Consider the following 13,129-nt stretch of genomic DNA (forward strand, 5'->3'; position numbering starts at 1 on the left):
CAACCACCATGAAACGCCGACTGCTGCTGAGCCTGACCCTGTCCGTACTGGCTGCCAATGCTTTCGCCTTACCATCTGCTGCACTGCACGATCAGCTCAACGGCATGTCGGTTGCTGTAGGTGGCCCGACTCGGGTGCAAACCGCAGCAGACTCCACCGCCCCATGCACCTCGACTGGCGGATGCTATCGGGAACACTGCATACGGCGTAGGCTCGGGCGAGCAAATTAATCGCTATGTCGTGGCCGAGCGTTGTCAGCCGTTCAGAGCGGACGTGTTACCCATACGCCTCTCCAGCGTCCGCGAACTCGGCCCACCCACTGCATCGAGGAGAATCATGAGCCAGGAAATCCAGCTGGGGCGCTCCCGCTCTACTCTCGGGCAGGTTCGACTGCCTGTAGGTGTACCGTTGCTTGGAGCACTGGTTTTGACGCTGGTCGCCTGCGGTGATGTGGCCAAACTGCCGGTATCGGCCGGCACCGGGCCACAGCCGACCCTGCCACCGCCCCAGCCGACGCTGATTCCGATCGTGAATATCGCACCCGCCATCGGTTGGCCGAGCGGCTCCACGCCGCTGCCGGCAGCGGGCGCAGCGGTGGCCGCATTCGCCACCGACCTGGACCATCCGCGCTGGTTATATGTGCTGCCCAACGGCGATGTGCTGGTGGCGGAGACCAACGCCCCGGCCAAGCCTGACGACGACCAGGGCATCAAGGGCTGGGTCGCGGGCATGATAATGAAAAAAGCCGGGGCGGCGGTGCCCAGCGCCAACCGCATCACGCTGCTGCGCGACACCAATGGCGATGGGATCGCGGACCTGCGCTCGGTGCTGCTGGCCGGGTTGAACTCGCCTTTTGGCATGGCCTTGGTGGGCAACGAGCTCTACGTCGCCAACTCCGATGCGCTGCTGCGCTTTCCCTATGCCGAAGGCGACACCCGCATTACGGCGCCGGGTACTCGGGTGGTCGAGTTGCCGGCCGGCCCGATCAACCACCACTGGACCAAGAACCTCATTGCCAGCCCGGATGGAAGCAAGCTCTACGTGACCGTGGGCTCGAACAGCAACGTCGGCGAACGGGGCATGGCGGCGGAGGAAGGCCGTGCGGCCATTTGGGAAGTGGAGCGCAAGAGCGGCGCACAGCGCATCTTCGCTTCCGGCCTGCGCAACCCCAACGGCATGGCCTGGGAGCCGCTCAGTGCGCGCTTGTGGACGGTGGTGAACGAACGCGACGAGATCGGCAACGACCTGGTGCCCGACTACCTGACCACCGTGCGCGACGGTGGCTTCTACGGCTGGCCCTACAGCTACTTCGGCCCGCATGTCGACCCGCGGATGACGCCGCAGCAACCCGAACTGGTGGCCAAGGCGATAGTCCCGGACTATGCCCTGGGCTCGCACACCGCCTCGCTGGGCTTGGCTCACTCAGCCGGCAATACGCTGCCGGCGGCCTTTGCCAGCGGTATGTTCATCGGCCAGCATGGCTCGTGGAATCGCACGCCGCACAGTGGCTATAAAGTGATCTTCGTGCCCTTCGAAAACGGCAAGCCCTCCGGCATGCCCATCGACCTGCTGAGTGGTTTCCTCAGCAAGGACGGCGACGCCTATGGCCGACCGGTCGGGGTGGTGCTCGACAAGCAGGGTGCGCTGCTGGTGGCTGACGACGTGGGCAACGTGATCTGGCGCGTAACCGCCAAACGCTAGCCTTTAGTTGCCGGTTACCGGCCTGGCGGATAACCCAGCAGCTGGCGCGGCGCGCCCATGCCGGAGCATGGGCGCGCGCCAAGCGGGTTACTTAAGGTGCCGGTCGAAGAACTCCGCCGTACGGCCATTGGCCAATTTCGCGGCCGCCGCGTCATAGTGCACGCCGGCATTACGCGCGAACGCATGGCTGCAGCCCGGATAGACATGGATATCGACCTGCGGGTTGCCTTCGAGCTCAGCCACGATCTTCTGGCGCGCCTCGGGCGAGACAAATTCATCCTGCCCGGCGATGTGCATAAGCAATGAATGGCTCAGCTGTGGCGCTTCGCTCAGGTGCTGGTCGATGCCCACACCGTAGTAGGACACCGCTGCATCGACATCCGCGCGGGTGGCGGTCAGGTAGGCCAGCAACCCACCCAGGCAGTAACCCACAGCCCCGACCTTACCGGACGCGCCGGGCAGTTTGAGCGCCGCGCCAATCGTGGCGGCGATGTCGGACACCCCGGCGTCGACCTCGAAGGCGGTATAAAAAGTCATCGCCTTGCTCCACTCCTCCTGGGTTTTGTCGCTCAAGCTGACCCCGGGCTCCTGGCGCCAGTACAAGTCCGGGCACACCGCGATATAGCCATGGCCCGCCAGTTGGCGGCAGGTTTCGCGCATGTCCTCGTTGATGCCGAAGATCTCCTGGATCACCACGATGACCGGGGCAGGAACCGTCGCCGGCAAGGCGACGAAAGCGGAAAACTCGCCATCGGCCGTGTTGATCACAATGGGCGTACTCATCAGCAGTTTCCTCGTCATTAGGCTTGGGATCGGGGCGCTCCGGCGCCCCGGGCGATAACGCTAGCTCTTGATGAAGGCCAGCAGATCGGCATTCACTTTTTCCTTGTGGGTATCCGTCAGCCCGTGCGGGGCGCCAGGGTAAACGATCAGCTTGGCGTTCTTGATCAGCTTGGCCGACTCCAGCCCGGCCGCCTGGATGGGAACTATCTGATCGTCATCACCGTGGATAACCAGCGTGGGCACGTCGAACTTCTTCAAGTCCTCGGTAAAGTCGGTTTCCGAAAAGGCCTTGATGCAGTCATAGGCGTTCTTGTGGCCGGCCATCATCCCCTGCATCCAGAACGAGTCGATCAACCCTTGCGAAACCTTGGCGCCCGGGCGGTTGAAACCGAAGAACGGCCCACCGGCCACGTCCTTGTAGAGCTGCGAACGATCGGCGACGGAGCCGGCGCGAATATCATCGAAAACCTGGATCGGGGTGCCTTTCGGGTTCTTCTCGGTCTTGACCATCAGTGGCGGGACGGCCGAGATCAATCCGGCCTTCGCCACCCGCTTGGTCCCGTGCCGGCCGATGTAGCGGCTGACTTCGCCACCGCCGGTCGAAAAACCGAACAGGATCGCGTCTTTCAGATCCAGCGTCTCGATCAGTTGCGCCAGGTCGTCGGCATAGGTGTCCATCTCGTTGCCAGTCCAGGGCTGACTGGAGCGGCCATGGCCGCGACGGTCGTGGGCGATGCAGCGATAACCGTTCGAGGCCAGGAAAAACATCTGCGACTCCCAACTGTCGGAGCACAGCGGCCAGCCATGACTGAAGACGATCGGCTGCCCGGAGCCCCAGTCCTTGTAATAAATCTCGGTGCCGTCCTTCGTCGTGATAGTACCCATGTTGCGCACTCCCTCGTTGATGGAACCCAATTGGGCCGCCTCGGCTTGATCGCCTTCAGCCGCCATTGCTTTCATCGGCAAACCAAGGCCGACCCCCGCCGCCACGACGGCGCCGCCGATCAGAAGCTGGCGACGCGCCTCATCGATGCTTTCTCCAGACGACCTGATGTTCATCTCTGCTCCAGCAAACAACGTATCCAGAGCGCACGCAGTGGCACCCTGAACACGACGGTTGATTGACCGGTAACCCGATTGTTATCGAACGCAGACTGCCCGGCTTTGCGCTCGGAACCATAACTCTAGTCGCTGCCAGGTTTCAGCCAAGTGTCGGCGGGCAAAAAACGCTGGGGTCGAATAGAACCCAAGCCGGGCAAGCGCGTCGAGCCGACGTCCGTTTGCCCCCCAGCCTGATTATTTGGCCTGACTGCCCAGGTATTCATCGGTGGAAACCACGGTTGCATAACCGAAGCTGAGCGCTGCCATGAACGCCGCGTGGGCTTGTGCGGCGGGCACCTTCACGCCATTGAACTCCAGGTCCCGCGAGGCGCAGGCATCGTGGATGACCGTGGCCTTGTAGCCGTAGTCAACCGCCGCGCGCGTGATACCGTCTACGCACATGTGGCTCATATTGCCGACGATCGCCACGTCTTCAACACCGTTACGCTCCAACACCTGTTTCAGATCGGTATCGCGAAACGAGTTGATGTGCGCTTTCAGCACGACGTGCTCGTCGGGGCGGTTCAGCACCTTGGGGTGTATCTGCGCGCCGTCGGAACCGGGCGCGAAGAACGGCGCATCGGCGCTGGAAAACTCATGGCGGATATGCACCACCAGATCACCATCGTCCCGTGCGGCGGCGATCATCCGTGCAGCGTTGTCAGCGGCGGCCTCAACCCCGCTCAACGTCCATTTGCCACCGGGGAAATAGTCATTCTGAATGTCGACTACGATAAGCGCTTGCTTGGACATATCCTTCTCCTTCAACGGTTAAAGGCATTGGCCTTGCACTGAATTAATAGGCCTATCGTTGCAAACCGGGGATTGGTGGAACCGACAATATCGGTGGGGAAACTGACAATGAACACCCGTATCGAGATGACCGAGATCGGCCTGCTTATCTACCCCGGCGCGCAACTCGCGGCCGTGCATGGCTTGACCGACCTGTTCAACGTGGCCAACCGCATGCTCGCTCAGCACGCCGCAACGGAGCGGCCCACGCTGCGGGTCAGCCATTGGCGCGCGCAGTCGGAAGGTCGCGAGATCGAGTGCGTATTCGACAGCCATCCGACCCTTGCCAGCCATCCAACCGTTGTCATCGTACCGCCCTCCCTCGCCGACCTGCCGTCCAGCGAAACCACCCTGAGTTACACGCGCTGGCTCAGGCAATGCCACGCCGCGGGGGCAACCCTCGGTTCCGTCTGTGTGGGCGCGTTCCTGCTAGCGGAAACAGGGCTGCTGGCCGGTCGTGCGGCCACCACCCACTGGAGCTTTGCCCAAACGCTGGGTGAACGCTTTCCTGATATTCGCGTCGAGGCGGACAAACCGATCATTGACGATGGCGACATCATCACCACCGGCGGGCTGATGGCCTGGGCCGACCTCGGCCTGCGACTGGTGGAGCGGCTGCTCGGCCCGACGATCGCGCTCGAGACCGCACGCTTTCTGGTCGTCGATTCGTCAGGGCAGACGCAACGCTATTACAACAACTTCTCGCCAACGCTCAACCATGGCGACGAGGCCGTTCTGAGGGTCCAGCACTGGCTGCAAGCGACTGGCGCGCGCGCCGTGACGGTGGCCGCAATGGCCGCGCAAGCGGGGCTGGAAGAGCGCACATTTCTGCGCCGTTTCCGGGCCGCGACCGGTTTGAAACCGACCGAGTACTGCCAGCAACTACGCGTTGGCAAAGCCCGCGAGATGCTGGAGTTCACCCATAGAACGATCGACCAGATCGCCTGGGAAGTGGGTTACCAGGACCCCGGGGCTTTCCGCAAGGTCTTCCGCAAGCTCGCCGGGCTTTCGCCCAGCGACTACCGGCGCCGCTTCAGCGCGAGCACGATCAGCCAGCAGTCGGCGCCGGCGCCCCTCTCGCCATCCTGAATCGTGCGGCACCGCTGCAACTGAGCCCATGCCGCCTATGACTCATCCCAGGGGTCGTAGGTGCCAAAACTCCAGACATGCCCTTCCACGTCGCGGCAGCTGAAACCGCGGCCACCATAGTCTTCGTCTTTGATTTCGATGACGATTTGCGCCCCGGCGGCCAATGCCTGGGCATAGATGGCGTCGGCATCGTCGACCACCATATAGAGGCTCTGGGTACTGCCGCCGGCCTGATCCGGCTGACGCATCAACTGACCATAAGCGGAGGCCGTTTCATCAGCCGAACCAAGCATCAACATGCCGTTACCGCAGCTGAGCTGCGCATGGGCGATGCCGCCGCGCTCGTCGGGCACCACCCGATGCGCCGCAAAGCCGAAGGTTCGGCAGAGCCAGTCGATCGCGGTTGGCGCATCGCGATAGCGCAGGCAGGGAATCAGGTTGGCGCGGGTGGACTTGGCAAACACGGACATGGCGACCTCCCAGGAGCTTGTAGCGTGTCGAACCGAGGCTCAGGACACTTCAGCGTAGCCGCGCCCCTGAAGTTGCAGCAGACAAAAACCATGGCCGAAGGGGTCGGCAAAGGGCGCGATGCGCCCCCACGCTTCGCTGCGGATGGCACCCTCACTGCGCGCGCCGGCGGCCAGGGCGCGCTCACAGGCGGCCGGCAAGTCCTCGACGACGAAGTCCAGATGCTGCGGCGTCCAGTGCCGACGGTAATCACGCACGGCGCCCAGGCAGGCCGTGCTCCCGGCAGGATTGCGCAACAGATAGAGGGGAGCCGGCCCGCCCAGCAGCTCGGCGACCTCGGCGTCGAATAAACGGCGACTCAGGCGTAGGTCGAAAGCCTGGGTGTAGAAGGCGATCGCCGCCTCCAGGTCCGGCACGTCGATATTCACCAGGAACTGCATAGCCTTACCCCGCAAGTTTTCCTTCATGGCTCGGGAGCCCGACTTCGGCAGGCGGCTCAGCGTTGCGCGGAAGTCAGCAACAGCAACAATGACACCGGCTGCTCGCTCTCCGGGTGCAGCGGCTCCTGCAGCCACTGCAGGCGCCAGCCGGTTTCCGCGAGCAGCATCAGCCAGGACTCCAGGGTGCGGAAAAACCAGGGCATCGGCTCATGGAAGCCCTCACCGAAACCGGCGAAGGTCTCGACCCGCCAACCATCCTGATACAGGCCTTCGCCACGGGCGCTCCAGGGGTGGATCGTCTGGATCAGCAAGGAACCGCCCGGCGCCAGCAGCCCATGCAGGGCTTGCAGGACCGGCGTCAGCGGCTCATCGAACAAAGCGAAATTGCACACCAGCACCTCGAACCGCCCGAGCAGCGCCGCCTGGGCCTCGAGTTCGGCATAACCGCAGACCCGGTAATGCCCGGAGCAGATCGCCCGGGCGACCTCGATCAGCGGCGCCGAGGCGTCCACCCCGACCGCCTCGATGCCATGGGCCATCAGCCCGCGGCACAACCAGCCTTCACCGCAGCCGATATCCAGCACCCGCTTCGGCTCACAGGCCAGTATCGCTCGCAGGATCGCCGCATCCGTCACCAGCCGCCGGCTTTCGATGCGCTGCTCACGCACGGCCGCCGTCCAGGCATCGGCATTGGCCTGCCAACTGAAGTTGAGCTGCTCACGATGATCGCGCTGCATGGGGCACTCCGGGCCGCTAAAACCATTGCGACTTTAACGTTACCCTGATTCTAGACACGCTGACAGCGTCTAAGCTCTAAGCAAATGCGCGCAACACGCGTAGCCAGGGCCGAGCAGACATGGGCGTACTATGGCAATCCGACGCAGAGCAGGCTGAGCTCCCCGCGCACAGCCTTCCGGAGGTGCTGATGCCCACCGGCAAAAAACACCGCTCGAAAACCCGCCGATTGTTCTGGTTGCTGCTGGTACTGCTGCTGTTCGGGCTGGGCATGGCGCTGAAGGAGGAAATCCGCACGGCCTATTACCAAGCCCGGGAATTCAGCCGCTACGCCGCAACCCTCGACTATGAGCTGCAACCCGGCCCCAGCGCCGCCATCCGCTTCCCCGAGGACGGGCCCTTCGACAAGCGCCTCGGCTATGCCTACCTGCCGCAAATGCTGGAGCGCCTGCAGCAACGCGACTACCTGATCCTGCAACAAGCACACTTCTCCCCGGCCTTGCTGGACTACAGCAACCGCGGCTTCTTCGCACCCTACCCGGAGAAGCTGCAAACCGGGCTGGATATCACCGACTGCCGGGGGCTGCCGCTCTACACCTTCCGCTACCCGCAACAGTTCTACCCGAGCTTCAACAGCATTGCGCCACTGATCGTCCACAGCCTGCTGTTTATCGAAAACCGTGAACTGCTGACGACCGCACAACCGTTGGCCAACCCGGCGGTGGACTGGCCGCGTTTCACCCTCGCAGCCCTTTCGCAAGTGGGCAAGAAGCTGGACTTGCAGGGGCAATCCGCCGGCGGCAGCACCTTGGCCACCCAACTGGAAAAATATCGCCACTCGCCGGATGGACTGACCGTGTCCGCCAAGGAAAAACTCCGGCAGATGATCTCCGCCAGCATCCGCGCCTACCAAAGCGGGCCGCAAACCCTCGCTGCCCGGGAAAACATCGTGCGCGACTACCTCAACAGCGTGCCGCTCTCGGCGGCGCCCGGCCATGGTGAAATCCACGGTCTGGCCGATGGCTTGCGGGTCTGGTACGGCGCCGACTTCCAGACCGTCAACCGCCTGCTCGACCCGGCGCAGTCGCCCGGGGCGAGTCTGGCGCAACGCGGCCTGGCCTTGCGCCAGGTGCTCTCGCTGATGATCGCCCAACGGCGCCCGTCCTATTACCTGGCGCAGGGTCGCAAGGAACTGGCCATCTTGACCGATAGCCACATCCGCCTGCTGGCCCAGGGTGGCGTGATCGACCAGCCACTGCGCGAGGCCGCCCTGGCCAGCCAGGCCAGCTTCCGCGATCTGCTCCTGCAGCCCACGCTGCAAGCGGTCGAAAACAACAAAGGCATCAGCGTCGCCCGCAGCCGGCTGGCCGGCTTGCTGAACAAGCCGTTGTACGACCTCGACCGCCTGGACCTGGCCGCCACCACCACGCTGAACGGTGAGTTGCAGCAAGCCGTCAGCGTCTACCTGCGCCAACTCGCCGACCCGACCTTCGCCGAGCACATCGGCCTGTTTGGCGAACGCCTGCTGTCGCCGGAAAAAACCCAGGATGTGCGTTACAGCTTCACCCTGTTCGAGCGCACGGCCGATGGTTCGCGGGTGCGGGTGCAGACCGACAGCACCGACCAGCCCTTCGACATCAACGAAGGCAGCAAACTGGAACTCGGCTCCACCGCCAAGCTGCGCGTGCTCACCACCTACCTGGAAATCATCGCCGAACTGCACCAGCGCTTCGCCGGGAAAACGCCAGCCGAGCTGCGCAAGGTCGAAGTCCCCGAAGCGGATCGCCTGAGCCGCTGGGCCGTCGACTATCTGGCCAGCAGCAAAGACCAGAGCCTGCCGGCCATGCTCGGGGCAGCGCTGGAGCGCAAGTATTCAGCCAGCCCCGGGGAAAGTTTCTTCACCGGCGGCGGGCTGCATACCTTCAACAACTTCCGCCGCGAAGACAACGGCCGTAACCCGACACTGCGCGAGGCGTTGCGCGAATCGATCAACCTGCCGTTTATCCGCTTGATGCGCGACCTGGTGCGCTACAGCACCTACCAGGCCCCGAACAACAGCGCCGAACTGCTGAAAGACGACCGCGACCCGCGCCGCCAGGAGTACCTCAGCCGCTTCGCCGACCGCGAGGGCACGGTGTTCCTGCTGCGCTTCTGGCGCAAATACCAGGGCAAGAACGCGGCGGAACGCCTCGACACCTTCCTCGACGGCCTGCGCCCGACCGCTTCGCGTCTGGCGGCGGTGCATCGCTACCTGATGCCGGAGGTCGATGAAACGACCTTTGGCGCCTTTATCAACGCCCACCTGCCGCAGGAGAAAATCGGCGAAAAACGCATCCACGAGCTGTATGGCAAATACGGCCCCGGCGCCTACAGCCTGCCGGACCAAGGCTATATCGCCCGCGTGCACCCGCTGGAGCTGTGGCTGCTCGGCTACCTGTTGCAACACCCGCAGGCCAGCTTCAAGGAAGCCACCATCGCCAGCGATTACGAACGCCAGGAGGTTTACGGCTGGCTGTTCAAGAGCCGCCACAAGAGCGCCCGCGACAGCCGCATCCGCATCATGCTGGAGGTCGAAGCCTTCCTCGATATCCACCGGCGCTGGCAACGGGTCGGTTACCCCTTCGACCACCTGGTGCCGTCGCTGGCGACCGCGATCGGCAGTTCCGGCGACCGCCCGGCGGCGCTGGCGGAATTGATGGGTATCATCCTCAATGACGGCGTGCGCCAGCCGACCATTCGCATCGACAGCCTGCACTTCGCCGCCGACACCCCCTACGAAACCCGCCTCGGCCTCGACCCGGATCGCGGCCAACGGGTGCTGCCGACCGAAGTCGCCGCCGCCCTGCGCGAGGCGCTCTCGCAAGTGGTCGACAGCGGCACCGCGCGGCGCTTGCACGGCAGCTTCACCCTGGCCGACGGCGCTCCGCTGACCCTCGGCGGCAAGACCGGAACCGGCGACAACCGGATCGAAAGCATCGGCTCCGGCGGGCGCATCCTCAGCTCCCGCGCCACCAACCGCACCGCCACGTTCGTCTTCTACCTGGGCAGCCAGCACTTCGGCACTCTCACCGCCTTCGTCCCTGGCCGGGCGGCGGAAGGCTTCCGTTTCACCTCGGCATTACCGGTGCAGGTGCTCAAAGGCATGGCGCCGATCCTCGAACCGTACCTGGAAGCCAACGGCAACACCCGCTGCCAGGTGCCGCTGCAGGTCAGTGGCAACTAAAGCGGCATGTGGCCGATACCGTTCCCATTGATAGAGCGGACGCGGAGTGTCTCTGGCTGAATCCCAGGCAAAAAAAACCGGCCCAACACAACGAGGTGTGGGCCGGCGAAGCACTATCGGTCGCACGCACTAAGCGGCAGCTGAACGACCAGCCAGCTGCCGCGGGATTGCTTAACGGGCGGGAGCTGCCTGCTGGTCGTTATGCGCGTCCTGGTACTCCTGCTCGGCTTCGGCGAAGCGCTTGAGCATGGTGGCCGAAGGGGCCTTGCCCAGCAGGCTGAACACCAGGATGGAGATGGAGGCGAAGATGAAGCCCGGGATGATCTCGTACAGGCCGAGCCAGCCGAACTGCTTCCAGACGATCACGGTCAGGGCACCGACCAGCATGCCGGCCAGTGCGCCGTTGCGGGTCATGTTCTTCCACACCAGGGAGATCAACACCACCGGACCGAAAGCGGCACCGAAGCCGGCCCAGGCGTAGGAAACCAGACCCAGTACGCGGTTTTCCGGGTTGGACGCCAGCCAGATGGAGACCAGCGCCACCAGCAACACCATGGCCCGGCCGACCCAGACCAGTTCGAGCTGGCTGGCGTTTTTACGCAGGAAGGATTTGTAGAAGTCCTCGGTCAGAGCGCTAGAGCAAACCAGCAACTGGCAGCTCAGGGTACTCATCACTGCAGCCAGGATGGCCGACAGCAACACACCGGCAACCCACGGGTTGAACAGAATCTTCGCCAGTTCGATGAAGACCCGCTCCGGGTTCTCGGTCACGGCACCGCCGAGTTCCGGGTGCGCGGCGAAGTAGGCAATGCCGAAGAAGCCCACGGCGACGGCGCCGCCCAGGCACAGGATCATCCAGGTCATGGAGATGCGGCGTGCGGCCGGGATCGATTTCACCGAATCCGCCGCCATGAAGCGCGCAAGGATGTGCGGTTGGCCGAAATAGCCCAAGCCCCAACCCATCAGCGAAATCACGCCGACGAAGCTGGCGCCCTTGAGCATGTCGAAGTTGGTGGCGTCATTCAGTTCGATGGCGGCGAAGGTCGGATCGATACCGCCGGTCGCCAGCATCACCACGATCGGGGTGAGGATCAGCGCGAAGATCATCAAGGACGCCTGCACGGTGTCAGTCCAGCTGACCGCCAGGAAGCCACCGACGAAAGTGTAGGCGATGGTCGCCGCGGCACCGGCCCAGAGCGCGGTCTGGTAGGACATGCCGAAGGTGCTTTCGAACAGGCGCGCACCCGCCACCACGCCGGAGGCGCAGTAGATGGTGAAGAACACCAGGATCACCACGGCGGAGAAGATCCGCAGCACCTTGCTGTTGTCTTCGAAGCGGTTGGTGAAGTAGTCCGGCAGCGTCAGGGCATTGCCGTTGTGCTCGGTCTGCACGCGCAGACGGCCAGCGACGAACAGCCAGTTCAGGTAAGCGCCGACGATCAAGCCGATGGCGATCCAGCCCTCGGACAGGCCGGACATGTAGACGGCGCCCGGCAGGCCCATCAACAACCAGCCGCTCATATCGGATGCACCAGCAGACAATGCGGTTACAAAGCTGCCCAGGCTACGGCCGCCAAGGATGTAATCGGACAGGTTATTGGTGCGTAGATAGGCAAACAGGCCGATCAATACCATGGCTGCGATATACACCACGAAGGTGATCAGCATTGGAGTGTTAGCAGTCATTGGGGGGCTCCCCTCTCGTTTGTTGTTATTCGGGCCGCGGGGATAGGCCCGCGCCCTTGGTGGACAAACGGCGTCGCTTGTGGCGAGCGCCTGGTTATGGGGGGTGAACCCCTTTTCATGCAAGAGCGGACGAGGGCCGATCGGCACCCATCCGTTTTTTTACCCAGCGTCGGCGAGCGACAGCAACGCAGTCAGATAGGCGGCTTCGTCAACGCGGTAGTTAGCGCTGATGAACGGAAAAAACTCGGCGACCTTTGGGGAAGAGATCCGGGTAAGGAACTCGCCCTGCAAGGCGTGACTGGCTTTGAACATCACGCCCATCCTATGGTGGAGACTTGGTGTCAGAGAGATTGCCAGGAGAGCTGCGGCCAGGGTTTCGACCACCATTACTATGGGTCTAGCCCAGAAGTGCGGTTCCGGCCAAATAGATCTCAGGCCTGAACCAACGCAGCCATGCAAATCGATGGCGGAATTTAGTGGCAGCGGCATGACCGGTTCTTGCGAAACACTACGGAGTTTTTGTCAAAAGCTCTGAGCGCCGGAACTTTCGACGGGAGGCGGGCTTCAGGGGCAGGCAGTTCGCGGCCTCCCGTGCCGGAGCACCTTCGGCGGCATGCCCACCCAGCAGCGCGGGAACGATCAGCACAGCCGCTTTTACCGCTGATGCGGCTCAACCAGTGGGGATGAAGCTAGCGCTCGATCACCTGCTCGCGCATGGGTGCCAGGCGCGCCAGCAGGCGGTTCTGCGCCGGCATCGGTACATCTTGCGCTTCCATGGCGTCTTGCAGGTTTTCCACCAGGGCGTTGAAGTCGCTGCGGGTCAGGCGCTGGCCCTTATGGCTCTCTTCCATGCTGTCGCCGGTGTAGGTGCAAGGGCCGCCGGCTTCGACGCAGAACTGTTCAACCAGCTTGTCGCGCAGGCGCACGATGTCGATGTTCTCGAAGTGGCGAACGATACGCCGGTCCTTGGCGATATTGAGCAGCATGCCTTCGACGATGCGGGTGATGCCGGCCTGTTCGCCCAGGGCGCGGTACAGGTTGTCGTCTTTGGCGGGCTGCTGGGCGCAGGCGGCGAGGCCGAGTGCCAGTACGAACAGGAGCGTGCGCATGT

General features: G+C 63.5%; 11 protein-coding genes and 1 pseudogene. 3 read left to right on the forward strand and 9 right to left on the reverse strand.

What is annotated here, in order from left to right:
• The first annotated feature begins 336 nt into the window (after positions 1-336).
• Positions 337-1,701 carry a PQQ-dependent sugar dehydrogenase gene (locus tag AC3IYG_RS17020; RefSeq protein WP_489310380.1) on the forward strand — a complete coding sequence of 455 codons (1,365 nt, stop codon included), beginning with the start codon at positions 337-339 and terminating at the stop codon, positions 1,699-1,701.
• Between the two features lie 87 nt (positions 1,702-1,788).
• Here the strand turns inward: AC3IYG_RS17020 and AC3IYG_RS17025 are convergent, their stop codons facing one another.
• From AC3IYG_RS17025 to AC3IYG_RS17035, 3 genes are all read right to left on the reverse strand, one after another.
• Positions 1,789-2,484 (reverse strand): dienelactone hydrolase family protein, encoded by a 696-nt coding sequence (locus AC3IYG_RS17025; RefSeq protein ID WP_489310382.1) that lies wholly within the window; start codon positions 2,482-2,484, stop codon positions 1,789-1,791.
• 60 nt (positions 2,485-2,544) lie between these two features.
• Positions 2,545-3,369 (reverse strand): alpha/beta fold hydrolase, encoded by an 825-nt coding sequence (locus AC3IYG_RS17030; protein WP_489313942.1) that lies wholly within the window; start codon positions 3,367-3,369, stop codon positions 2,545-2,547.
• Between the two features lie 411 nt (positions 3,370-3,780).
• Entirely contained in the window at positions 3,781-4,338 is a 558-nt protein-coding gene (locus AC3IYG_RS17035; protein WP_489310384.1) for a cysteine hydrolase family protein, read from the reverse strand.
• 108 nt (positions 4,339-4,446) lie between these two features.
• On the opposite strand from AC3IYG_RS17035, the gene AC3IYG_RS17040 reads away from it, so the two are divergent.
• A complete protein-coding gene (locus AC3IYG_RS17040; protein WP_489310386.1) occupies positions 4,447-5,466 on the forward strand; it encodes a GlxA family transcriptional regulator in 1,020 nt (339 codons plus the stop codon).
• A 35-nt stretch (positions 5,467-5,501) separates the two neighbouring features.
• Here the strand turns inward: AC3IYG_RS17040 and AC3IYG_RS17045 are convergent, their stop codons facing one another.
• From AC3IYG_RS17045 to AC3IYG_RS17055, 3 genes are read right to left on the reverse strand one after another with little or no spacing between them, the layout of a single operon-like run.
• Positions 5,502-5,936, reverse strand: a complete 435-nt coding sequence (locus tag AC3IYG_RS17045; RefSeq protein WP_489310388.1) for a VOC family protein — start codon at positions 5,934-5,936, stop codon at positions 5,502-5,504.
• 39 nt (positions 5,937-5,975) lie between these two features.
• Complete coding sequence (locus tag AC3IYG_RS17050) at positions 5,976-6,374, reverse strand: VOC family protein (protein WP_489310390.1); 399 nt, start codon at positions 6,372-6,374, stop codon at positions 5,976-5,978.
• A gap of 56 nt (positions 6,375-6,430) precedes the next feature.
• Complete coding sequence (locus AC3IYG_RS17055; protein ID WP_489310392.1) at positions 6,431-7,111, reverse strand: class I SAM-dependent methyltransferase; 681 nt, start codon at positions 7,109-7,111, stop codon at positions 6,431-6,433.
• A 119-nt stretch (positions 7,112-7,230) separates the two neighbouring features.
• Between AC3IYG_RS17055 and AC3IYG_RS17060 the strand changes: the two genes are divergently transcribed.
• Positions 7,231-10,332: a transglycosylase domain-containing protein gene (locus AC3IYG_RS17060; RefSeq protein ID WP_489310394.1), complete on the forward strand. Its 3,102-nt coding sequence runs from the start codon at positions 7,231-7,233 to the stop codon at positions 10,330-10,332.
• 171 nt (positions 10,333-10,503) lie between these two features.
• On the opposite strand, the gene putP is transcribed toward AC3IYG_RS17060, so the two are convergent.
• The 3 genes and pseudogenes from putP to AC3IYG_RS17075 form a co-directional block, all read right to left on the reverse strand.
• The gene (putP, locus tag AC3IYG_RS17065; protein WP_489310396.1) at positions 10,504-12,018 is read right to left on the reverse strand and encodes a sodium/proline symporter PutP; all 1,515 of its coding nucleotides are present in this window, start codon (positions 12,016-12,018) and stop codon (positions 10,504-10,506) included.
• Between the two features lie 162 nt (positions 12,019-12,180).
• Positions 12,181-12,330, reverse strand: a pseudogene (locus tag AC3IYG_RS17070) (hypothetical protein); the annotation flags it as partial.
• Between the two features lie 377 nt (positions 12,331-12,707).
• On the reverse strand, positions 12,708-13,127 hold the full coding sequence (locus AC3IYG_RS17075) for a group I truncated hemoglobin (RefSeq protein ID WP_489310398.1): 420 nt from the start codon (positions 13,125-13,127) through the stop codon (positions 12,708-12,710).
• Positions 13,128-13,129 lie beyond the last annotated feature (2 nt).

The sequence above is a fragment of the Pseudomonas sp. KH_027 genome (assembly GCF_057838565.1).

What these genes read in the sequence shown, in the direction of transcription:
- AC3IYG_RS17020 (WP_489310380.1), top strand. Translation starts at nt 337, where the DNA reads ATGAGCCAGGAAATCCAGCTGGGGCGCTCCCGCTCTACTCTCGGGCAG.
- AC3IYG_RS17025 (WP_489310382.1), bottom strand. Translation starts at nt 2,484, where the DNA reads ATGAGTACGCCCATTGTGATCAACACGGCCGATGGCGAGTTTTCCGCT.
- AC3IYG_RS17030 (WP_489313942.1), bottom strand. Translation starts at nt 3,369, where the DNA reads ATGGGTACTATCACGACGAAGGACGGCACCGAGATTTATTACAAGGAC.
- AC3IYG_RS17035 (WP_489310384.1), bottom strand. Translation starts at nt 4,338, where the DNA reads ATGTCCAAGCAAGCGCTTATCGTAGTCGACATTCAGAATGACTATTTC.
- AC3IYG_RS17040 (WP_489310386.1), top strand. Translation starts at nt 4,447, where the DNA reads ATGAACACCCGTATCGAGATGACCGAGATCGGCCTGCTTATCTACCCC.
- AC3IYG_RS17045 (WP_489310388.1), bottom strand. Translation starts at nt 5,936, where the DNA reads ATGTCCGTGTTTGCCAAGTCCACCCGCGCCAACCTGATTCCCTGCCTG.
- AC3IYG_RS17050 (WP_489310390.1), bottom strand. Translation starts at nt 6,374, where the DNA reads ATGCAGTTCCTGGTGAATATCGACGTGCCGGACCTGGAGGCGGCGATC.
- AC3IYG_RS17055 (WP_489310392.1), bottom strand. Translation starts at nt 7,111, where the DNA reads ATGCAGCGCGATCATCGTGAGCAGCTCAACTTCAGTTGGCAGGCCAAT.
- AC3IYG_RS17060 (WP_489310394.1), top strand. Translation starts at nt 7,231, where the DNA reads ATGGGCGTACTATGGCAATCCGACGCAGAGCAGGCTGAGCTCCCCGCG.
- putP (WP_489310396.1), bottom strand. Translation starts at nt 12,018, where the DNA reads ATGACTGCTAACACTCCAATGCTGATCACCTTCGTGGTGTATATCGCA.
- AC3IYG_RS17075 (WP_489310398.1), bottom strand. Translation starts at nt 13,127, where the DNA reads ATGCGCACGCTCCTGTTCGTACTGGCACTCGGCCTCGCCGCCTGCGCC.